General features: G+C 62.9%; 18 protein-coding genes and 1 riboswitch. Of the genes, 12 read left to right on the top strand and 6 right to left on the bottom strand.

The annotated features are described in order from the left end of the window. Positions 1-110 precede the first annotated feature (110 nt). Positions 111-1052: a LysR family transcriptional regulator gene (locus tag QMO82_RS13770; RefSeq protein WP_183607009.1), complete on the top strand. Its 942-nt coding sequence runs from the start codon at positions 111-113 to the stop codon at positions 1050-1052. A 98-nt stretch (positions 1053-1150) separates the two neighbouring features. After that, positions 1151-1306, top strand: coding sequence for a hypothetical protein (locus QMO82_RS13765; RefSeq protein ID WP_003560194.1), 156 nt, complete (start codon positions 1151-1153; stop codon positions 1304-1306). A gap of 124 nt (positions 1307-1430) precedes the next feature. Here QMO82_RS13765 and QMO82_RS13760 read toward each other — a convergent pair whose 3' ends face one another. Both QMO82_RS13760 and QMO82_RS13755 read right to left on the bottom strand, forming a co-directional pair. Continuing rightward, positions 1431-1781: a hypothetical protein gene (locus tag QMO82_RS13760; RefSeq protein ID WP_183607010.1), complete on the bottom strand. Its 351-nt coding sequence runs from the start codon at positions 1779-1781 to the stop codon at positions 1431-1433. 33 nt (positions 1782-1814) lie between these two features. Next, positions 1815-2816, bottom strand: a complete 1002-nt coding sequence (locus tag QMO82_RS13755) for a glycine betaine ABC transporter substrate-binding protein (RefSeq protein WP_283196646.1) — start codon at positions 2814-2816, stop codon at positions 1815-1817. A 565-nt stretch (positions 2817-3381) separates the two neighbouring features. On the opposite strand from QMO82_RS13755, the gene QMO82_RS13750 reads away from it, so the two are divergent. The 3 genes from QMO82_RS13750 to QMO82_RS13740 all read left to right on the top strand — a co-directional run bounded on the left by QMO82_RS13750 (position 3382) and on the right by QMO82_RS13740 (position 7405). After that, positions 3382-4836, top strand: coding sequence for a cobyric acid synthase (locus QMO82_RS13750; RefSeq protein ID WP_183607012.1), 1455 nt, complete (start codon positions 3382-3384; stop codon positions 4834-4836). A gap of 306 nt (positions 4837-5142) precedes the next feature. Further along, positions 5143-5913 carry an SDR family oxidoreductase gene (locus tag QMO82_RS13745; RefSeq protein WP_183607013.1) on the top strand — a complete coding sequence of 257 codons (771 nt, stop codon included), beginning with the start codon at positions 5143-5145 and terminating at the stop codon, positions 5911-5913. A gap of 205 nt (positions 5914-6118) precedes the next feature. Further along, positions 6119-7405 (top strand): adenylate/guanylate cyclase domain-containing protein, encoded by a 1287-nt coding sequence (locus QMO82_RS13740; RefSeq protein ID WP_246718261.1) that lies wholly within the window; start codon positions 6119-6121, stop codon positions 7403-7405. A gap of 64 nt (positions 7406-7469) precedes the next feature. Here the strand turns inward: QMO82_RS13740 and QMO82_RS13735 are convergent, their stop codons facing one another. Further along, positions 7470-9260 (bottom strand): chloride channel protein, encoded by a 1791-nt coding sequence (locus tag QMO82_RS13735; RefSeq protein ID WP_183607015.1) that lies wholly within the window; start codon positions 9258-9260, stop codon positions 7470-7472. Between the two features lie 252 nt (positions 9261-9512). Then, a riboswitch (cobalamin riboswitch) is annotated at positions 9513-9906 on the top strand. Between the two features lie 347 nt (positions 9907-10253). Between QMO82_RS13735 and cobU the strand changes: the two genes are divergently transcribed. The 5 genes from cobU (at position 10254) to QMO82_RS13710 (ending at position 17198) form a co-directional block, all read left to right on the top strand. Then, a complete protein-coding gene (gene cobU, locus QMO82_RS13730; RefSeq protein WP_183607016.1) occupies positions 10254-10778 on the top strand; it encodes a bifunctional adenosylcobinamide kinase/adenosylcobinamide-phosphate guanylyltransferase in 525 nt (174 codons plus the stop codon). A gap of 4 nt (positions 10779-10782) precedes the next feature. Beyond that, the gene (gene cobW / locus QMO82_RS13725; protein ID WP_283196645.1) at positions 10783-11832 is read left to right on the top strand and encodes a cobalamin biosynthesis protein CobW; all 1050 of its coding nucleotides are present in this window, start codon (positions 10783-10785) and stop codon (positions 11830-11832) included. A gap of 9 nt (positions 11833-11841) precedes the next feature. Continuing rightward, complete coding sequence (gene cobN / locus QMO82_RS13720) at positions 11842-15774, top strand: cobaltochelatase subunit CobN (RefSeq protein ID WP_183607018.1); 3933 nt, start codon at positions 11842-11844, stop codon at positions 15772-15774. Continuing rightward, positions 15774-16412 (top strand): cob(I)yrinic acid a,c-diamide adenosyltransferase, encoded by a 639-nt coding sequence (gene cobO / locus QMO82_RS13715; RefSeq protein WP_183607019.1) that lies wholly within the window; start codon positions 15774-15776, stop codon positions 16410-16412. Before cobN ends, cobO begins: the two co-directional genes overlap by 1 nt. A gap of 129 nt (positions 16413-16541) precedes the next feature. Continuing rightward, positions 16542-17198, top strand: coding sequence for a cysteine hydrolase (locus QMO82_RS13710; RefSeq protein WP_183607020.1), 657 nt, complete (start codon positions 16542-16544; stop codon positions 17196-17198). A 54-nt stretch (positions 17199-17252) separates the two neighbouring features. Here the strand turns inward: QMO82_RS13710 and QMO82_RS13705 are convergent, their stop codons facing one another. The 3 genes from QMO82_RS13705 to QMO82_RS13695 all read right to left on the bottom strand — a co-directional run bounded on the left by QMO82_RS13705 (position 17253) and on the right by QMO82_RS13695 (position 19302). After that, a complete protein-coding gene (locus QMO82_RS13705) occupies positions 17253-18047 on the bottom strand; it encodes a helix-turn-helix domain-containing protein (RefSeq protein ID WP_183607021.1) in 795 nt (264 codons plus the stop codon). Further along, entirely contained in the window at positions 18047-18412 is a 366-nt protein-coding gene (locus QMO82_RS13700) for a nuclear transport factor 2 family protein (protein ID WP_246718262.1), read from the bottom strand. The genes QMO82_RS13705 and QMO82_RS13700 overlap by 1 nt, the downstream gene beginning before the upstream one ends. Positions 18413-18516: 104 nt before the next feature. Continuing rightward, on the bottom strand, positions 18517-19302 hold the full coding sequence (locus tag QMO82_RS13695; RefSeq protein ID WP_183607681.1) for a TSUP family transporter: 786 nt from the start codon (positions 19300-19302) through the stop codon (positions 18517-18519). A 97-nt stretch (positions 19303-19399) separates the two neighbouring features. On the opposite strand from QMO82_RS13695, the gene QMO82_RS13690 reads away from it, so the two are divergent. After that, positions 19400-19819: a cobalamin biosynthesis protein gene (locus tag QMO82_RS13690; RefSeq protein ID WP_183607023.1), complete on the top strand. Its 420-nt coding sequence runs from the start codon at positions 19400-19402 to the stop codon at positions 19817-19819. Positions 19820-19887: 68 nt separating this feature from the next. Next, a complete protein-coding gene (locus QMO82_RS13685; RefSeq protein ID WP_183607024.1) occupies positions 19888-20838 on the top strand; it encodes a nucleoside hydrolase in 951 nt (316 codons plus the stop codon). Positions 20839-20885: the final 47 nt, after the last annotated feature.

Here is a 20885-nt window from a genome sequence, read left to right as displayed (position 1 = left end):
GGCCTGTACGATATTCCAGATGCTTGATTGCGTCATGTCCGGCCTCCTTTGCTGGCATCATTGCTGCTGACACTGAAGATATGCGGCCGATTGACATTCAATCAAACAAAATGATATGGGGTTATAAATCAGAAAAATTGAAAGATGTGACGATGAGCATTCCCTTTCGCCGTCCCATTCCGCTGCTTGACAACGATGTGCTGCGTACCTTTGTCGCCATCGCCGAGACGGGCAATTTTTCGACCGCGGCCGAAGCGGTCTTCCGCACGCCGTCGGCAGTGTCAATGCAGATCAAGAAGCTTGAGGAGCAGCTCGGCGCGACGCTGTTTTTGCGCGACGCCCGCTCGGTATCCCTGACGCGCCATGGCGAGATGCTGCTATCCTACGCCCGCAACATCCTGGCGCTATCGAACGAGGCGGTGTCGCGCTTCATCATGCCCGAACTCAGCGGCGTCGTGCGGCTCGGCGCGCCGGAGGATATCGGCGAACGGCTGCTGCCGAGCATCCTGAAGAGTTTCGCCGAAAGCTATCCCGGCATCATGGTCGACGTGACGATCGACATGAGCATCGGGTTGAAGAAGCGCATGGAGGAGCAACGGCTCGATCTGGCGTTGATCAACTGTGCGACGCGCCCGTTCCCGACCGGCGGCGAGGTGGTTTACCGCGAGCGGCTGGTCTGGGCCGGCGCTAGGTGCGGTTCGGCGCATCGCCGCGATCCCCTGCCGATCTCGATCTGGGAGGACGGCTGTATCTGGCGTCAGGAGGCACTCACCCAGCTCGAGCGCAACAAGCGGCCCTATCGCGTCGCCTATCTCAGCGGCCACACGATGGCGCAGCGCGCCGCCGTGCTCTCCGATCTCGCCATCGCGCCGCTGCCGCTTTCCTATGTCAACGAGGACATGGCGCTCCTCGGCCCGAATGAAGGGCTGCCGGAACTCGGCGCCTTCGACATCCGCCTGCTGACCGCTTCGCAGATGTCGGGGCCGATCGAGACGGTGGCCGACAGCATTCGCAGCGCTTTTGCCGAAAGAGCGAAGGCGGTCGCTGCCTGACGATGTCTTCAACCGTTGAACCTTTTCTTCACTTGTGCGTTATCGGCGCGAACGGCATAAGTGCCGTTCGGGGTTGATTTCAAACAAGGATATTCGAAATGACGACAACGGCCAAAATTGCCGCAGCTTTTATGGTTCTTCTTGCCCTTTCCTCCTGCGGCAACACGATCCGCGGCATAGGAAAGGATACGGCAAACACCGTGAACGCCACCCAGGACGCCGGCCGCTCGGTCGATCGTGCTGCGAAGAAGTGATCGGCTGAGAGGTTTGCTTGATCGGGATGATCCTGACCGGATCATCCTTCGGATGACCGGGGGATGACCGGGTCCGGACCACCCTATCGGGTGACCGGGGCCCAACCGACGACCGGTCGGACCATTATAAAATGGCCGAGGGATAAGCCTTTTCGAGGCCGCCGGATCGGCTGAGGCCGGTCCGGAAGGCTTGATAGGCGGGGTGCTGGCTGGAGCGGGCGGTTTCCATCAGCCTGATCTGCAGACGGTCGGGCGCCTCGGTCCCCAGCCACAGTCCGAGGTTTTCGAGCTTCAGCGAGTTCAGCAACCGCGATCCGGCGGCAAGATCGAGATGGCGGCGCAAGCCTTCCAGCAGATTGTCGTCCTGCGCGGCGTTTTCCATGAGCAGCGCCAAGTATGACTTGTCGGCCTCCGACAGCGCGGCAAGCTTTTCCGCAACGGTATCGCGGTCGGGAAAGGGAACGTTGCCAGTCATTCGAATCGTCCGGTCGTTGATCGTCTCCTGACCTTATAAGCTCGCCTTGACCTTCTCGGCTACATCGACTGGCACCCATTTCATCCACAGGCCCTCGTAATTGCGAAGGAAATAGATCGCGGCATCCTCGTTGCTCTCGCGGTTTTCGTCTTGCCAGGCGAGCACCTGATTGATCGTGCCATTGTCCCATTTGCGGGTTTTGAGATAGGTGGTGACAGGCCCGGCGCGGCTGGCAAAGGATCTGGTCATCAACGTGAACGCGCGCGAGACGGGGTAGGAATTGAGCTGGGGCCTGTTGCAGCCGGCAACCGCCGTACAGCGGTCCCACTCGCTCTTGTCATGACCGACGCCGAAGCTCAGCCGCGTCGTGTCGTATTTGCCAAGGACCGCAGTCGGCGCCCAGTAGTATCCCAGCCAGCCGACCTTGTTGTCGAAGGCGCGGGCAATCGAGGCATCGAGCTGTTCGGGGCTGCCGGTTTCCACAAGCTCGAAGTCCTTCTTGTCCGCTGCGAGTGCCTTGAACAGATTGGTGGTCGATATCTGGCAGCTCCAGTCGGCAGGGCAATTGTAGACTGCGCCCTTGGACGCATCGTCCTCGGCCGGGAAGAGTTCGGGATGTTTCAGCGCATCTTCGACCGAACGGATGTCGGGGTGGGCGTCGGCGATGAATTTCGGGATCCACCAGCCCTCGACCGCGCCATCGGCAAGAATCTCGGCTCCCTGCACCAGCCGGCCGCTGTTGACGGCCTGATCGAGCAGGGCCCGGACGGAATTGATCCAATATTCCGAGGCGACGTCGGGGGTGCCTTTCTCGTTCATCGAGGCGAAGGTCGGAAGGGTGTCGCCGTCGACGATGGTGACGGAGCAGCCGTAGCCCTTTTCCAGGATGATCCTGTCGAAGTTTGCCGCTATACCTGCCGAGGCCCATTTCATCTCGGCGATCGAAACCTTGCCGCACTCTGCGGCTTCGGCCGGCGCGATGGTAGAAAGAGCCGCGGCAAACACGGCCGTCATCAGATACGTCTTCATCGTCATTCCCCGAATTCTTAGGCGGACGCGCGGCCGGATTTGCAATCCACCGACAAGGCTGTCCGGCGGCTCGTCGCAGGCGATGGTCAACAATGGCGCATTTTGGCGAAGCCTACGCGTTCGCTCGCAGAAATCAACCGTCTTCTGCTCATGGTTGCGTCTCTAAATATTTGAATTCGAAGAATTTATGTCAGTATCCCCCGAATGGCGCCCTCGGGCGAAACGCACGCTCTTGGCGATCGCCGGCGGACCTTCGGCAGAAATTTCGGCGAGAATGTCAAAAAAGATCGAAATTAACATTTGCGTAAGCCTTCAATAACTCTCCGGTAAGAATGTGCCGTTATCAGTTGGGTCGTGGCGGGAATGACCGCCGCTTCTCTGGTTCAGGTAGTGCGTACCGGAGAGAGCGAGCTTCGCCGTGTAGGGGCGAAGACGCCTGAGTTTTCGGCAAACCGCGCAGAGCCAAGGCGATGCGCGGTTTTCGCGTTTATGCGCGCAGCCAGAGCCGGACCAAGCCTTGACCCGAGATACTAGCCCATTGTAGGCGTCGCCTCAGCGAAAGGCGGCCACCATGGCAAGAGCGATCATGCTGCAGGGAACCGGCTCGGACGTCGGCAAGACGGTGCTGGTCGCGGGCCTCTGCCGGCTGGCGGCCAATCGCGGGCTTGCCGTCCGGCCGTTCAAGCCACAGAACATGTCGAACAATGCGGCAGTTGCCGACGATGGCGGCGAGATCGGCCGGGCGCAGTGGCTGCAGTCGCTGGCGGCTCGCACGCCATCCTCGGTGCACATGAACCCGGTGCTGCTCAAGCCGCAATCGGACAACGGCAGCCAGATTATCGTGCAGGGCAGGGTGTTCGGCCAAGCCAAGGGGCGCGACTACCAGCGGCTGAAGCCGCAGCTGCTCGGCGCCGTGCTCGAAAGCTTCGAGAAAGTGGCTGCGGGTACCGATCTCGTTATCGTCGAAGGTGCGGGATCGCCGGCCGAGATCAATCTCAGGCCCGGCGATATCGCCAATATGGGCTTTGCGACGCGGGCCGGCGTGCCCGTCGTGCTCGTCGGCGATATCGACCGCGGCGGCGTTATCGCTTCACTTGTGGGCACGCATGCGATCCTCGACGAGGGCGACCGGGCGATGATTGCCGGCTATATCATCAACAAGTTCCGCGGCGACATCTCGCTGTTTGACGACGGCATAAGCGCCATCGAAGGCTTTACCGGCTGGCCGTGTTTCGGCGTCGTGCCGTGGCTGCCGGGCGCTGGGCGCCTGCCGGCCGAAGATTCGGTCGTGCTCGAACGGCTGGCGCGGGGCGGAGCGGGGGCGCTGAAGATCGCCGTGCCGGTGCTGCCGCGCATCGCCAATTTCGACGATCTCGACCCGCTGCGGACCGAGCCGGATGTCGAGCTGGTCTTCGTGCGATCAGGCGAGCGGATACCTGCCGATGCGAGCCTCGTTGTGCTTCCCGGCTCGAAATCGACGATATCGGATCTCGCCGATTTCAGGGCTGCGGGCTGGGACCGCGATCTCCAGGCGCATGTCAGGCGCGGCGGCCGGGTGATCGGCATCTGCGGCGGCTACCAGATGCTCGGCCGGACCGTGCATGATCCGCTTGGGCGCGAGGGCGGGACGCTGGAGACGCCGGGGCTTGGGCTTCTCGATGTCGAGACCGAGATGGCGTCGGAGAAAACCGTGCGCAACAGCCAGGCTCGCTCGACCGAATACGATACGCCGCTTGCCGGCTACCAGATCCACCTCGGCATCACCCGCGGCCCGGATTGCGATCGACCTTCGGCGATCATCGACGGGGCGCCCGACGGGGCGCTTTCGGCCGACGGCCGGATCATGGGCACCTACCTGCATGGCCTCTTCGGCAGCGACGCCTACCGCGCCCGGCTGCTTCAAAGCTTCGGGCTCTCGGCTGAGCGGAGGAATTACCGCGAGAGCGTCGATCGGGCGTTGGACGAAGTCGCGAGTGGCCTGCAGAGACATCTCGACCCGCGCTGGCTGGCCGGGCTGCTTGGGTAGACCTGATGTGCTCTGGGCGGGGCTGTCAGCGACACAGCACACCGGTCACCCCAACCTCCATCATTCTTGGGCCTGTCACAGGAATCCAGTGCGCCCAAGTCTCTGGGCGCGGAAGACATCCCGTTTGGATGAGAATCAATCACGGCGCAGACGCGCCGTGGGTGGATTAGGACAAGTGAGGCGCTTGGCCAGAGGAGATGATGCGGGTGAAAACCTGTGATTCATTGGGCATCTCGCTGCTATTGCCAAATTAGTTGACTGAGTCCATTAATTGTCGCGGCGGACTCGGTCGAGAGCGACGAAAACATGAGCGTATTGGATAGATTTTCACTGGCAGGTCAGGTGGCGCTGGTGACCGGCGGTGGCCGTGGTCTGGGCTTCGAAATGGCGCGCGCCCTGGCCGAGGCGGGCGCCCATGTTATCGTCAACGGACGCACGGCGGCGACGCTGGAAGGCGCCGTCAGGACCATCCGTGCCGCGGGCGGGACGGCGGAGGCCGCCGTGTTCGACGTCGCCGACCGGGAGGCTCAGCGTGCTGTGATGGCCGATATCGACAAGATCCATGGCCGTCTCGATATCCTGATCAACAATGTCGGCGCCCGCGACCGGCGGCCGCTGGCTGAATTCGACGATGATGCGATCATCGAGCTGCTGCGCATCGATCTGGCGGCGGCGATCACGCTTTCGCGCGACGCTGCCGTGCTGATGAAGCGGTGCAATCATGGCCGCCTGATCGCGGTCACCTCGATCAGCGGCCATGTCGTCATGCCCGGCGACTGCGTCTATCCTGCCGCCAAGCAGGGACTGACCGGCCTGATGCGTGGCATGGCGGTCGAATTCGGCCCGTACGGGATCACCAGCAACGCAATTGCGCCCGGCTGGTTCGCCACCGAGACGAATGCGGCGATGGCGCAGAATGAGGAATTGATGCCCTTCGTGCGCCAGCGGATCCCGGTGCAGCGCTGGGGACGCCCGGACGAGATTGCCTGCGCGGCATTGTTTCTGGCAAGCGGCGCCGCCTCCTTCGTCAACGGCCACGTGCTGACCGTCGATGGCGGCATGACGGTCAGGATGTGAGCGGCTGGGGATCCCATGCCGAAGGACATCGCCGCGTGGCGAGGCGATGTCCCTTTTATCGCCTCCCAAGAGGCAAACTGCAGCAGGTTTCGCCAATCGCCGGGGAGACTGAGGCAATTTGTCATCCGTGACACTGGCGTTTGTCGCTCTCGAATTCCGCATCTCTCATTCGCCCGGGAGTGGTATCGCGACGCGAAGCAGGCTAATGAATGGCATGCGCGACATGGCTCTTTCAGCCCCTGTCCTGCGGTTCCCGGTGCCTGGCCTCGATCGTGAAAACGGCTTCTGCGGCTCTTGGCCCGATGCGGAGGTTTTGAAAATTAACGATCATATTCACTGGCTTATAGAGCAGGGAATCACCAGCGAGCATATTGGCGATCTCGTCGCCGGGCTGTGCGACCGGCTGATCGCCGAGGGATTTCCGATCTGGCGGGCGAGCATCCGAATGCCCTCCATCCATCCCATGTATCGCGGCATCTCGGCCAATTTCATCAGGGGCGGCGTCACGACCATCGAAAATGCCGAACACGGCATTGCGGGGGAGCGCATTTTCGAGGAGACGCCGATATTCTATCTTTTGAACCGTGGCGAAAGAAGAGGGCGGTGGAGCTTGGAGAGAGGCGAGGGCCTCGCCTACAGCGAGCTTCACGAATTCGCGCTCGCCGGAGGCACGGATCACGTCATCAGCCTTTTCGAATTCCCGAAGGAGGTTGCGTTGCGCGGATTTGGTTTTTCGCTGACCAGCGACGCGCCGGGCGGATTTTCCGATCAACAACTTGGGATTGTCGAAGCGCTTTTCCCGGCGCTGGGGCTTGCGGCCTACCGCGTGGCGGCATCGAAGACCGCGACCGATATCCTCGCCGTCTATACCGGCGCCAGGACGAGTGCGCGCATTCTCGCCGGCGAAACCCAGCGGGGAACGGGCGGCTCCATCAATGCCGCGATCCTGCTTGCGGACCTCAGGAATTTCACCGCCCTGACCGAAGCCTATCAGCCCGAAGAGATCGTCGGCTTTCTGAACGAACATTTCGAACTGATCGACCGGCATGTCGAGGAAAATTCCGGCGAGATCCTGAAGTTCATGGGCGACAGCGTGCTGGCGATCTTTCCGACCGATGCGGACGATCCGCAACGGGCCTGCGTGGCGGCACTCGCTTCGGCGAGGAACCTGCTGAAGGCAAACGAGGCGCTCAATCGCGAGCGGACGGGCAATGGCGGCCCCGATATCGGCGTCGACGTCGTTCTGCATCTCGGCGAGGTTTTCTACGGAAATGTCGGCGCCCATGGCAGGCTCGATTTCACGGTGATCGGCAGGGCGGTCAACGAGGCCTCACGGCTCGAAAAGCTCTGCGGCACGCTGGATCAACCCCTCTTGATGTCGGAGAGCTTCGCGACGACCTGCGCCGCGCCTTGCCAATATCTCGGATCGTTCGAGCTGCGCGGGGTTTCGAAGCGGGCTGATGTCTTCAGGCTCGCCGACGCCGCTGAATAATTCAAAGTGCAGCAGCGTCCTTTGAGCGTCTGAAAAGACGTGGGGCGCTGTCGGTCGGAGCGGCTCAGATCTCGCCTGACACTTCGCGGCGGCGGCGGTCGAGTTCTTCGCTATAGCGGCGCAGCGTGTAGCTTTCGCTGAGCTGGCCGATCACCTTGCGTTCGATCAGATTGTTGACGACGGCGAGCGCTTCGCTTTCGCTCTTGTCGAAGATCGCCGCCGCCTGCCTGGCATTCATCTGCGGCTGCAGGAAATCGTTGCGGTAGCGGATGAAGTCGGCAAGCGACTTGCCCTCGTCCTGGGCGTCGGTCGGATTGGCGTAGATCTCCGGCACCAGCACCAGGCCCACATATTTGTCGCTCTCCTCGACAAGGATGACGCGTTGGGTCGAGCCGATCGGGAAGGCCTGCTTGAATTCTTCCAGCGAGATGCCTGATTTGGCGGTCTTGACGTCTGATCGCATCAGCTTGTTGACGGTCAGGTTGCGAATCCAGCCCACGTCGTGGGCGCTGCGGATGCTCTCGCCGCGCAAGTGGAAGCGCCACGTGGCGAAGGAGTAGCCGAAGGTCGAGCGCACCACGAGCGACGAGGTGATGACGGCGGCAAGCACCAGTGCGGTAATCGGGAAATCGCCGGTGATTTCCAGCGCCAGGAAGGTCATCGTCAGCGGCCCGCCGATGACGGCGACGGCGAGCGAACTCATGCCGACCACGGCATAGATAACAGGCGTCAGCGTCGCATCGGCGAAATAGGGGCCGCAATAGGCAAAGAGCTTGCCGAGCAGGGCACCCATGAACAGCGAGGCGAAGAACAGGCCGCCCCTGAAGCCGGAGCCGATCGAGATCGCCGAGGCGAAGGATTTCAACAGGAAGAGGCCGATCAGCGTCGGGATCGCCACATCGCGGGAGAGGTTGAGATGCAGCGCGCCGTGGCCGGCCGAAAGCACCTGCGGAGAGATCATCGCCAGCAGTCCGACGACGATGCCGCCAAGCGCCGGGCGGAAGGGCGGAGCGATCGCACTCTTGCGCGCCAGTTCCTCGACGAAGGCGACGCCCTGCATGATCAGGATGCCGACACCGGCGCAAAAGGCGCCGAGCAGCAGGGCCGGGATATAATCGGCCGGCACGACCGTGCCGAAGCTGCCGATATCGATGGCGAAATCGCCGTCGGCAAGCAGCCTTGCAATGAGAGTGGAGACAAGGGCCGAGACAACCACGGGGGTCAGCGAGACGATCGTATAGGTGCCGATGATCAGCTCGAAGGCATAGAAGGCGCCGGTCAGCGGCGCGTTGAAGGCGGCGGCGATAGCGCCGGCCGCCCCGCAACCGACGAGCACGCGCAGATCAGAGCGGCGAAGCTGCAGCTTCAGGCCGAATTTCGAGGCGATGCCGGCGGCAAGCTGGGTATAGCCGGCCTCGAGCCCGACGGAGGCGCCGAAGCCGTTGGAGATCAGGTTCTGCACGGCAACGATGATGCTGTCGGTCAAGGACAGGCGGCCGCCATGCAGAGCATTGGCCTCGATCGGATCGACCATCGGCTTCTTGCGTCGTTTCGCCAAGATGAAAAGCAACAGCCCGAGCAGGATGCCGCCGACGACAGGGGCCGCGAGCAGCAGCAGCTTGTCGTCGATGTCGGACGAGCTCAGCCTTTCGTCGTCGGCGATGCCGAAGACCAGCCGGTGCAATTCATTGGAGACGAAGCTCATGCCGGTGACGGCAAGCCCCGAGGCGATGCCGACGACAGCGCCCGCAAGCGACAGGCCGACCTCGCTGCGGCGGGTCAGCGCACGCAGCCGCCCCGGATCAAAGAAAACACGCAGCGCGCGCAGACGGCGCCGATCCAATTTCATAAGCATGGCCAGACAACTAGGCGGGGAGAGGCTCGGTCAAGGGCGGTGGCGCAGTCCGCTTGCAGTGCAATTGCGGCGAAAAGCCGGCGTTCGGGTCAAATATTTATGACGTAAGTCTCTGATAAAAGACGATATTTTTGGTGGAGTAAGTCATGTTTGAATGAGTGCGCCGCCTTACCGGCGATCGGGCGGCCGTCAAGGCCGGTTGACTTCACTCCCGGGCTTGCCTAACCATCCCTCAACGGATGGTCACCTGACCATCCTGATATAACGGATGGTTCCGGATCGGTGTAGCGCCCTTCCGGATGAAAAGGGAATGTGACGGGGCGGACCCAAGCCGGGCGCCTTTATCACAGCCGACCCCGCGACTGTAGAGCGGTCAGGGTCTTCCATCCGGCATCGAGCGCTTCCGGCCGGCCCCTGCAATGGTGCAGGCGGGACGGATGGGCGATATGCCGGAAAAGCCACTGGACATGCATGGTGATCAACCGGGGTCGGACGCCTCTATATCTACGAATCGTCCACTCTTTCACCGATGCAGCCGGGAAGGCGAGGCAGATCCGCCGGCAGGATCAGGGCGACCGGTTTCCGGTCTGCCCCGATCGGCCGACAACCGCGAGCCAGGAGACCTGCCATCCCGTGCCGGGCGAAAAGCCCAACCCTGGGCGCTATGCCCGCTGCCAGCACGGAGGTTGTCTTGGCTGAACGATTGAATTCAGCGCGGCCTGGTGCGGCGCGGCTTGGCGAGACCTTACAGGTGTCGGCGCCTTCCGTTGCGGCGTGTTTGGTGGGCACATTCCTCTCCTCCCTCATTCCTGTGCTCGTCACAGGAATCCAGTGCGCCCAAGTCGTTGGGCGCGGAGGACTCCCCTTTAACCGAGTCATTCACGGCGCGGACGCGCCGTGGCTGGATTCCTGTGACATCCCTCGGGCAAAGTCCGAGGAAGGGAATGAGGGAGGGTGGCGGAGCGTCGCGTTTCCTCTGGCGACGGTCTGCATATGACAAGCGCCCCATCCAACACCGTCTTCATCCTCGGCGGCGCCCGCTCCGGCAAATCCCGCTTTGCCGAATCCCTCGTCACCGCAACCGGCCTCGACCGCCACTACGTCGCCACCGGCCGTGCCTGGGACGAGGAGATGCAGGCGCGCATCATCAAGCACAAGGCCGATCGCGGCCCGTCCTGGACGACGCATGAGGAGCCGCTCGATCTCGTCGGTAAGCTCGCCGCCATCGACGGCGAGGGGCGTATCGTGCTGATCGACTGCCTGACGCTCTGGGTCACCAATCTGATGATGGAGCAGCGTGACATGGCGGCGGAATTTGCCGCCCTTGCCGATTTCCTGCCCGGCGCCAAAGCGCGGCTCGTTTTCGTTTCCAACGAGGTCGGCCTCGGCATCGTGCCCGACAATCGCATGGCGCGGGATTTTCGCGATCATGCCGGCCGGCTGCACCAATCGATCGCGGCGAAGGCCGCTGAAGTCTATTTCATCGCGGCAGGCCTGCCGCTGAAAATGAAGGGTTAAGTCCATGAACCAGCAGAAGATTCCCGCAACCGTCATCACCGGCTTCCTCGGCGCCGGCAAGACGACAATGATCCGCAACCTGCTCACCAATGCCGGCGGCAAAAAGATCGCGCTCATCATCAACGAATTCGGCGATCTCGGTGTCGACGGCGACGTGCTGAAAGGCTGCGGTGCGGAGAATTGTAGCGAGGACGATATCATCGAGCTCACCAACGGCTGCATCTGCTGCACCGTCGCCGACGATTTTATTCCGACGATGACGAAGCTGCTCGAGCGCGAACAGCGGCCCGACCATATCGTCATCGAAACCTCGGGCCTCGCCTTGCCGCAGCCGCTGGTCGCTGCCTTCAACTGGCCCGATATTCGCACCCAGGTGACCGTCGATGGCGTCATCACGGTGGTTGACAGTGCGGCCGTGGCCGCCGGGCGTTTTGCCGACGACCATGATGCCGTCGATGCGCGCCGCGCCGAGGATGAATCGCTCGATCACGAAAGCCCGATCGAGGAGCTGTTCGAGGATCAGCTCACCTGCGCCGATCTCATCGTTCTCAACAAGACCGACCTGATCGACGTCGCCGGCCTTGGCCGCGTGAAGAGTGAGGTCGCCTCGCGCATTGCCCGCAAGCCCGTGATGATCGAAGCCAGGAATGGCGAGGTGCCGGCAAGCGTGCTGCTCGGCCTCGGCATCGGCGCGGAAGACGATATCGCCAACCGCAAGTCCCATCACGAGCTGGAGCATGAGGACGGCGAGCCGCACGATCACGACGAATTCGACAGTTTCGTCGTCGAGCTTGGTGCGATTGCGGATACATCAAGTTTCGTCGAGAAGCTGAAGGGCATCATCGCTGAGCATGATGTGCTGCGCCTCAAGGGCTTCATCGAGGTTTCCGGCAAGCCCATGCGCCTGCAGCTGCAGGCCGTGGGTGCGCGCATCGACCAATATTTCGACCGCGCCTGGGCACCGGGTGAAGCGCGCAACACGCGTCTCGTCGTCATCGGCCTCCACGAGATGGATCAGGACGCGGTGCGCAAGGCGATCGAAGCGCTGGTCTGAGGATAGAGAATGCATCTGCTTCTGGCCCAGCAGGGGACGATCAGTGACGGCGACGAGGCCATCGACCTCGGCCAGTCGCCGGGCGATGTCCTGTTCCTCTCGGCCGCCGACACCGAGCTTGCGGCAATCGCCGCGGCTCATGCCGGCGGGGCGAGCGGATATGCGCTGAGGCTTGCCAGCCTGATGAGCCTGAAGCATCCGATGTCGGTCGATACCTATGTCGAGCGGACGGCGCGGCATGCGAAGCTGATCATCGTGCGGGCGCTGGGCGGAGCGAGCTATTTCCACTATGCGCTGGAGGCGTTGCATGCGGTCGCGGCTCGCAGCGGGGCGCTGATTGCAGTGCTGCCGGGCGATGCCAAGCCGGATGCGGGACTGGTTTCTTTTTCCAATGTTGATCTCGACGATCTCAATGCGCTCTGGGCCTATCTGATCGAGGGCGGCGATGCCAATGCGCGGGCTTTTCTCGATTATGCCGGGGCGATGTTGTCGGGTGCCGAGAAGCCGGCACCGGCGGTGCCTTTGATGAAGGCGGGGATCTGGTGGCCGGGGCGAGGGCTGATCGGGGTTGAGGAATGGCTGCCGGTTGTTGCTGCGGAGGTGTCTTCGGGTGTGGCGATGGTCGCAGAGGAGGGATTTGAACCCCCGACAGTCGCCATCAGCTTCTACCGCGCCCTCGTTCAAAGCGGCGAGACCGGGCCGATCGAGGCACTGGTCGAGGCGCTGGCCGCACTCGGCCTTCGGCCACTGCCGGTCTTTGCCTATAGCCTCAAGGATCCGATTTCCAAAGGCATTCTCGAAAGCGTGTTTTCGGCGCTGAAGCCCGATGTGGTCATCAATACCACCGGCTTTGCGGTCTCCGCGCCGGGTGCGGACCGGCAGCCGACGGTGCTGGAGGCGAATGGGGCGATCGTGCTGCAGGCGATCCTCTCGGCCTCGTCGAGGGATGCCTGGGCCGCTACCTCTCAGGGCCTTTCGGCGCGTGATCTCGGCATGAACGTTGCGCTGCCCGAGGTTGACGGCCGAGTGCTGGCGCGGGCTGTCTCCTTCAAGACGGCGGCGCGCTACGACGCGGCGGTCGAAACGAATATCGTCGCCAGCGAACCGGATGCCGGCCGGGTGCGTTATACGGCGGAGCTTGCCGCCAACTGGGCGCGGCTGCGCGGGACACCGGCGCAGGGCCGGCGCATCGCGCTCGTGATGGCGAACTATCCGAACCGTGATGGCCGGCTCGGCAACGGTGTCGGCCTCGATACGCCGGCCGGAACCATCGAGGTGCTTCGCGCGATGGAGGCAGCGGGTTATCCGGCCGCCGATATTCCGGCCAACGGTGACGCGCTGATCCGGCATCTGATGGAGGGGCCGACCAACTCGGGACGCGACGGCAGGGTCATCCGCGAGACACTTTCCCTGAGTCGCTACAACGGCTTCCTGGAATCTCTTCCCAATCAGATTCAGGATGAGGTGCGAGCCCGCTGGGGTAATCCCGAGGACGATCCGTATTTTCGCGAGGGCGTCTTCGCCCTGCCTTTCGCCCGCTTCGGCGGGGTGCTCGTCGGCATCCAGCCGGCGCGGGGCTACAATATCGATCCGAAGGAGAGCTATCATTCGCCGGATCTCGTACCGCCGCACGGTTATCTCGCTTTCTATGCCTTTCTGCGCCGTGAATTCGCGGCCCATGCGGTCATTCACATGGGCAAACACGGCAATCTCGAATGGCTGCCGGGCAAGGCGCTGTCGCTGTCGGAGAACTGCTATCCCGAGGCGATCCTTGGGCCGCTGCCGCATCTCTATCCCTTCATCGTCAACGATCCGGGCGAGGGCACACAGGCCAAGCGCCGGACTGCAGCTGTCATCATCGATCATCTGACGCCGCCTTTGACGCGGGCCGAGAGCTACGGACCGCTCAAGGACCTGGAAGCGCTGGTCGACGAATATTACGAGGCCTCCGGCGGCGATCCCCGCCGCATCCGCCTGCTCAGCCGGCAAATTCTCGATCTTGTGACCGATATCGGACTCGACCGGGATGCGGGCATTGCCGAGGGCGAGAGCGAAGGCGAGGCGCTGAAGAAGCTTGACGCCTATCTCTGCGATCTCAAGGAAATGCAGATCCGCGATGGCTTGCATGTGTTCGGCGTGTCGCCCGAGGGACGGTTGCTGACCGATCTGACCGTGGCGCTGGCGCGGGTGCCGCGCGGACTGGGTGAGGGCGGGGATGCGAGCTTGCAGCGGGCGATCGCTGGGGATGCGTTCGGAAACCCCTTTCAGCCAAAAGACCCCGCCCCAACCCCTCCCCACAAGGGGGAGGGGCTTGCTGGGCGCGCCGTCACTGCATCAGCTTTGGTCGCAGAGGTTGCCGCGAGTGCAGCGATAAGCCCCTCCCACCTGTGGGGAGGGGTTAGGGAGGGGTCTTCCTTCGACCCTCTCGACACGGATATGGCAGCCGTTTGGAGCGGCCCACGGCCGGATATCCTCGCAGAAATTCTCGACACCCTTTGGCGCACCCACGGCGACACCGTCGAGCGCATCGAACTGCTCGCCGCAAAGTTCGTTTCCGGCGAGATGGCGTGCCCGCTCCTCTGGTCCCAAACCAGATCGGTGCTCGCGGAGATCGAAACCCGTCTCAAGCCTTCCATCCTCGCTTGCGGCGCCGCGGAAATCGAAGGGCTGCTCAGAGGCCTCGATGGCCGGTTCGTCGTACCCGGTCCCTCCGGCGCCCCGACCCGCGGCCGGCCTGATGTGCTGCCCACCGGCCGCAACTTTTATTCGGTCGACAGCCGCGCCGTGCCGACGCCGGCGGCTTACGAGCTCGGCAAGAAATCCGCCGAGCTTTTGGTGCGCCGTTACGTGCAGGATCACGGCGAATGGCCGGTTTCCTTCGGCTTGACGGCCTGGGGCACCTCGAACATGCGCACCGGCGGCGACGATATCGCCCAGGCTTTGGCACTGATCGGCGTCAAGCCGCTCTGGGACATGAGTTCGCGCCGGGTCACCGGCTATGAGATCATCGCGCCGGCGATGCTCGGGCGGCCGCGCGTCGACGTGACGCTCCGGATCTCCGGCTTCTTCCGCGATGCCTTTCCCGAGCAGATCGCCCTGTTCGACAAGGCGGTCCGCGCCGTCGGCGCGCTCGAAGAGGACGAGACGGACAACCCGATTGCAGCGCGCATGCGCGGTGAGATGGCAAGGCTTGCCGCCGCCGGTCTCGACGCGGCCTCGGCGAAACGCCGGGCGGGCTACCGGGTTTTCGGCTCGAAGCCCGGCGCTTACGGCGCCGGATTGCAGGCGCTGATCGACCAAAAGGGCTGGGAGCGGCGCGCCGATCTTGCCGAGGCCTATCTCGTCTGGGGCAGCTATGCTTATGGGGCCGGCGAGGAGGGCAAGGCCGAACGCGGCTTGTTCGAGGAACGGCTGCGCTCGGTGCAGGCGGTCATTCAGAACCAGGACAATCGCGAGCACGATCTGCTCGACAGCGACGATTATTACCAGTTCGAGGGCGGCATGGCAGCGGCGGCCGAACAGCTCGCCGGCGCGCGCCCTTCGATCTATCATAACGACCATTCGAGGCCGGAAAAGCCGGTGATCCGGTCGTTGGAAGAGGAGATCGGCCGCGTCGTGCGCGGCCGCGTCGTCAATCCGAAATGGATAGCGGGCGTCATGCGCCACGGTTACAAGGGCGCGGCCGAGATCGCCGCCACCGTCGATTATCTCTTCGCTTTTTCGGCGACGACGGGGGCGGTCGGCGAACATCATTTCGAGGCCGTCTACCAAGCCTTCGTCGCCGATCCCACTGTGCGCAGCTTCATGATGGAGAAGAACCCGGCGGCATTCGACGAGATGCGGGAGCGGCTCAGCGAAGCGATCGACCGCAGCCTCTGGACGCCGCGCAGCAATTCGGCCCGGTTCGACCTGGCCGCCATACAACGCAATGAGGTAAACTGATGAGCGACGAGACCCCGGACAACAACGCGGGCGGCAAGGACGATGCGCGGCACGCCGAGAAAATGGCGAAGAAGAAGGTCGCGCGCGACAAGATCATGGCGACCAAGACCGATGGCAAGGGCCTGATCATCGTCCATACCGGCAAAGGTAAGGGCAAGTCGTCGTCTGCCTTTGGGATGATCTTCCGCCACATCGCCCATGGCAAGCCGTCCGCCGTCGTGCAGTTCATCAAGGGCGCGATGTGGACCGGCGAGCGCGATCTGATCGAGAAGCATTTCTCCGATCTCTGCCAGTTCCACACGATGGGCGAGGGTTTCACCTGGGAAACGCAAGACCGCGCCCGCGATGTCGCCGCAGCCTCGGCCGCCTGGGAAAAGGCCAAGGAGCTGATCCGCGACGAGCGCAATTCCATGGTGCTGCTCGACGAGATCAATATCGCGCTGCGCTACGACTATCTCGACATCAACGATGTCGTCACCTTCCTGAAGAGCGAGAAGCCCGCCATGACGCATGTCGTGCTGACCGGTCGCAATGCCAAGGAAGAGCTGATCGAGATCGCCGATCTGGTCACCGAGATGGAACTGGTCAAACACCCCTTCCGCTCCGGTATCAAGGGTCAGCCGGGCGTCGAGTTCTGAGAGGCAGGCGACATCCATCCCAAGCGGTAATCGAACGCCGATCACATACCGGTCGCGGCTTGGTGATTTGACAGGCGGATGGCCTATCCGGAGATTTGCCGCGACCCTTTGCCCCCGGAGAATACCATCATGAAAACCAAGGCCGCAGCCGCATTCGCCGGCTTTCTTTTGATTGCCACTCTCGGCGCATCCGCCGCCAAGGCGACGATCATCGACGACTGGAGCACAGTGAAGGCGCCGGCTGCCCCTGCTTTGAAACCGGTCGATGTGAAGGCCTCGGAGACGGCGCTTCTGCTCCTCGATTTCAACGGTGCGCAGAACCCGGAGAAGGGGCCCTGCAACACCAAGACCAAGCAGCGCTGCATCGCTTCGTTGCCGAAGGTCGAAAAGCTGATGAAAGAGGCGCGCGCAAGCGGCGTTCCCGTCGTCTACAGCATCACCGGTGGCGCGACGGCAGGTGACATCGCCAACGTGCTGGGGCCAAAGGAGGGCGATCCGGTCGTGCAATCCGGCGCCAACAAGTTCATCAATACCGATCTCGAAAATATCCTGAAGGATAAGGGCATCAAGACGGTCATCGTCACGGGCACGGCCTCGGAAGGGGCGGTGCTGAACACAGCCGCCTATGCGGCGCTCAAGGGCATGAACGTCATCCTGCCGGTCGACGGCATGTCCTCCACCAATCCCTATGCCGAGCAGTATGTCGCCTGGCATTTCGCCAATGCGCCCGGCGTTTCGGCCAAGACGACGCTGACAGCGATCGACGAGATCAAATTCGATAAATAAACACCAAGGAGGAACTGATCGAGATCGCCGATCTGGTGACCGAGAGGGAAAGCTTCAATTGGCGAGATGGCCGCGCAGGATCGCGGCCGTTTCCTCATCGGCCGGGAAGAGCGTCTCGATTGCGAGTTCCGACAGAGTGATATCGACAGGCGTGCCGAAGACTGTTGTTGTCGAGATGAAGGAGAGAAGGCCGGCCCTCGTTGAAAGCTGCAAGGGAACGGCGATGCCGGCAAGGTCGATATGTTGCTCGGTCGTAGCTTCAGGCGCGGGATAGGACAGCAGTTCCTTCAACAGCTTATCCAGTACCGGATCGCCCGAGACCGAAATCTGCTGACGCAACCGATCAAGGAGATGGGCGCGCCATTCCGAGAGATTGATGATGTGCGGTGCCAGCCCCTGTGGATGCAGGCTGAGGCGCAGCACATTGACCGGCGGTTCCAGCAGGGATGGATCGGCAACGGGTTCGAGCAGCGGTGCGATGGCGGCATTGACGGCGACAAGCGTCCAGTGGCGGTCGATGGCGATAGCCGGGAAGGGCTCGTGGCCTTTCAGCACCCTATCGATGGCGCGGCGCGCGGGCTCAAGGGCGGGATCATCCAGCCTGCGTTCGGCAAAGACGGGGGCGAAACCCGCCGCCAGCAGCAGCGGGTTCCGGTCGCGCAACGGCACGCCGAGGCGTTCGGCAAGATGCAGCAGCATGTCGCGGCTCGGTGTCGAGCGCCCGCTCTCGATGAAGCTCAGATGCCGTTGTGAGATATCGGCCTCCAGCGCAAGGTCGAGCTGGCTCATGCGGCGTCGCTGGCGCCATTCGCGCAGATGATCTCCAACGGAACGGGCGGTCGGCGGCATCAGGCGGCTTCCGGCAATTGGTCGATGAAGCCGCGGACGGATTTCAGCTTGCCGCCTTCGAGTTCGGCGAAATCCGTGCCCTTGATCAGCGCTTCGCCATTTTCAGGGCCGAGCCCCCAGGAAAAGCGCATGACCTCGCCATAGCCGTCGGCCGCGCCGATCAGCTCAAAGCGGAAACCGGGGAATCGGCTCTGCACGGCTTCGACCAGCGAATTGATCTGCTCATGGCCTTCGCCGCGCATCAGCGGATCAATGTAGGTTGCGGCTTCGCTCCAGCTCTCGGCGATGAGAGCACGGCGGCGGGCGGCGTCCGTCTCGTTCCAGATGGCGAGGTAGCGCTCTGCATTGGTCTTTGCGTCGTTCATCGGGTCATCTCCTTTTGATCGCCTGTCAGTTCCAGGCAGCGCGATCATGCGGGAAGGCGGTGCACCCTATCAATTACTTCAGAGGTAATGGAAGCTGGTCTGCTTCAGATGCCGAGCCAGACACGCAGCGGATTTGCCGGATCGGAGAGCAGCTTGACCGCAAGGGCGACGCAGACGATCACGAGCAGCGGCTTGATGAGCTTTGCGCCGATGCGCATGGCGAGCCGCGAACCAAGCTGTGCGCCGAGGAACTGGCAGACACCCATCAACAGGCCGATCTTCCAGAGAATGGCGCCGAAGCTTGCAAAGACGATCAGCGCCCCGAGGTTCGAGCCGAAATTGAGAAGTTTGGTGTGGGCGGTGGCCTTCAGCACGCCGAAGCCGGCGAGTGTGACGAAGGCGAGCATGAAGAAGGAGCCGGTGCCGGGGCCGAAGACGCCGTCATAGAAGCCGATGACCGGCACCAGCGTCAGGCCGAAGGCGAAGGGCGTCATGAGACGGTGGGTGTCGAGGTCGTTGAGATTAGGCTTGACGGCAAAGAAGATGGCGATCGCCAACAGCAGCACCGGCATGATCGCCTGCAGCACCTGTCCGGGCACGATCGTGGCGAGCGCGGCGCCGAGCGCCCCGCCCATGACGGCCATCAGTACCATCGGCAATTGTTTGTTGAGCTGCACGTGGCCCTTGCGGGCATAGGCGATCGTTGCCGAGGCGGCGCCGAAGATCGACTGCACCTTGTTGGTACCGAGCGTCTGCAGCGGCGGAATGCCTGCGATCAGCATGGCGGGAACGGTGATCAGGCCGCCGCCGCCGGCAATGGCATCGACGAAACCGGCAAAGAAGGCGGCCACACAGAGCAGCAGCAGAAGATGAAGGGCAATGTCGGGCAAGACGGTATTCCAGGAGGCTTTCTGGCGGCGTTGTTGCATTTGCCGTCCCAAGCTGCAATGGCTGCGGGGACACAGCGGGGCGCATTCGACGGCTTCCATGAGCGATATTTCCTTCGAGACGGCAGAGCGGCATGTTCTCGGGCTCGGCTGCGAGCGCGGGACGCCGCCTGCAGAGGTGCTGGCGCTTGCCGTCGAGGCGTTGAGGGCAGCCGGCATCGATGGAGCGGATCTCGTGGCCATTGCTTCGATCGACAGCCGCAGGCACGAGGCGGCGATCCTTGCGGTTGCCAGCCATTTTGCCGTGCCGGCGGTGTTCTTCGATGCGCCGCGGCTGGAACAGGAAACGCGGCGGCTCAAAAATCCCTCCGAGATCGTCTTTGCCCGCGTCGGCTGCCACGGCGTCGCGGAATCGGCAGCACTTGCGGCTGTCGGCGCGGATGCGGAGCTGCTGCTCGGCAAAATCAAATCCGTGCATGCGACGGCGGCGATTGCCCGCATCGGGTTGCAGAAAGCCTGACGGGCGTTATGGTGGCCGTATGTTGCGGCGCCGTTCGGCAGCCAGCGATTCATATCTAGAGGTATTCAATGCACAAGGTCATTTATGACACGGATCCGGGCGTCGATGACGCCATGGCGCTTCTTTTCTTGCACCGCCATCCCGTAATCGATCTAATCGGCATCACCACCGTTTTCGGCAATGCCTCGGTCGAGACGACGACGCGCAATGCGCTCTTCCTCAAGCGCGAATGGAATATCCCGGCACCGGTTGCCAAGGGCGCGAGCGTCACCATCGATCCCTCGCGCGCCGAGCGGGAATGGCCGGCCATGGTGCATGGCGACAACGGCCTCGGCGATATCGAGGTGCCCGGGACGATCGACCTGCCGCTCGATCCGCGCCCGGCGCATCGCTTTATCATCGACACCGTGCGCGCCAACCCGGGCGAAGTGCGGCTGGTCGCTGTCGGGCGGATGACCAATCTGGCGCGGGCGCTGAAGGAAGACCCGGAGATTGCGAGCCTGGTCAAGGACGTCGTCATCATGGGCGGCAATTTCTATGTGCCGGGCAACGTCTCGCCGGTCGCCGAAGCCAATATTCACGGCGATCCCGAAGCTGCCGACATCGTTATGACCGCACCCTGGAAGGTGGCGGTGATCGGTCTCGACGTCACCTCGATCACGACGATGAGCCGCCGCTATCTCGGCGAGATGGCGGCCAGCGGAGACGGGGCGGTGAAGCTGCTCGACGCACTGTCGCAGTCCTACATCGATTTCTACAAGCATGCGGTCGAGGACGGCATGATGGTGCATGACAGCTGCGCCTCGGTCTATGTCGTGGCGCCCGAGCTGTTTACCACGATCACGGGCGCAGTGCGCGTCGTCTGCGGTGGCATCGCCGATGGGCAGACGGTCGTCAAGCCGGATAGCCGCCGTTTCCCGCCCGGTGACTGGGATGGTCTGCCGAGCCAGATCGTCTGCACCGGCATCGAATCGGAGAAGGTCCTCGACCTCATTCGCAACACGCTGCTTGCCGCTTGACGGCCTGGAAGGCCGGCTGCGCCGCGGCTGGCCTTTGTGATGATATT

It is taken from the genome of Rhizobium sp. BT04, from assembly GCF_030053135.1.
Taxonomy (GTDB): Bacteria; Pseudomonadota; Alphaproteobacteria; order Rhizobiales; family Rhizobiaceae; genus Rhizobium; species Rhizobium binxianense.
The sequence above is the reverse complement of the archived record's forward strand: the minus strand, read 5'-3'. Positions and strand labels throughout refer to the sequence as shown.

Excerpts from the sequence above, each read along its gene's own strand:
- QMO82_RS13770 (WP_183607009.1), top strand. The coding sequence starts at position 111 with ATGATATGGGGTTATAAATCAGAAAAATTGAAAGATGTGACGATGAGC.
- QMO82_RS13765 (WP_003560194.1), top strand. The coding sequence starts at position 1,151 with ATGACGACAACGGCCAAAATTGCCGCAGCTTTTATGGTTCTTCTTGCC.
- QMO82_RS13760 (WP_183607010.1), bottom strand. The coding sequence starts at position 1,781 with ATGACTGGCAACGTTCCCTTTCCCGACCGCGATACCGTTGCGGAAAAG.
- QMO82_RS13755 (WP_283196646.1), bottom strand. The coding sequence starts at position 2,816 with ATGACGATGAAGACGTATCTGATGACGGCCGTGTTTGCCGCGGCTCTT.
- QMO82_RS13750 (WP_183607012.1), top strand. The coding sequence starts at position 3,382 with ATGGCAAGAGCGATCATGCTGCAGGGAACCGGCTCGGACGTCGGCAAG.
- QMO82_RS13745 (WP_183607013.1), top strand. The coding sequence starts at position 5,143 with ATGAGCGTATTGGATAGATTTTCACTGGCAGGTCAGGTGGCGCTGGTG.
- QMO82_RS13740 (WP_246718261.1), top strand. The coding sequence starts at position 6,119 with ATGAATGGCATGCGCGACATGGCTCTTTCAGCCCCTGTCCTGCGGTTC.
- QMO82_RS13735 (WP_183607015.1), bottom strand. The coding sequence starts at position 9,260 with ATGCTTATGAAATTGGATCGGCGCCGTCTGCGCGCGCTGCGTGTTTTC.
- cobU (WP_183607016.1), top strand. The coding sequence starts at position 10,254 with ATGACAAGCGCCCCATCCAACACCGTCTTCATCCTCGGCGGCGCCCGC.
- cobW (WP_283196645.1), top strand. The coding sequence starts at position 10,783 with ATGAACCAGCAGAAGATTCCCGCAACCGTCATCACCGGCTTCCTCGGC.
- cobN (WP_183607018.1), top strand. The coding sequence starts at position 11,842 with ATGCATCTGCTTCTGGCCCAGCAGGGGACGATCAGTGACGGCGACGAG.
- cobO (WP_183607019.1), top strand. The coding sequence starts at position 15,774 with ATGAGCGACGAGACCCCGGACAACAACGCGGGCGGCAAGGACGATGCG.
- QMO82_RS13710 (WP_183607020.1), top strand. The coding sequence starts at position 16,542 with ATGAAAACCAAGGCCGCAGCCGCATTCGCCGGCTTTCTTTTGATTGCC.
- QMO82_RS13705 (WP_183607021.1), bottom strand. The coding sequence starts at position 18,047 with ATGCCGCCGACCGCCCGTTCCGTTGGAGATCATCTGCGCGAATGGCGC.
- QMO82_RS13700 (WP_246718262.1), bottom strand. The coding sequence starts at position 18,412 with ATGAACGACGCAAAGACCAATGCAGAGCGCTACCTCGCCATCTGGAAC.
- QMO82_RS13690 (WP_183607023.1), top strand. The coding sequence starts at position 19,400 with ATGAGCGATATTTCCTTCGAGACGGCAGAGCGGCATGTTCTCGGGCTC.
- QMO82_RS13685 (WP_183607024.1), top strand. The coding sequence starts at position 19,888 with ATGCACAAGGTCATTTATGACACGGATCCGGGCGTCGATGACGCCATG.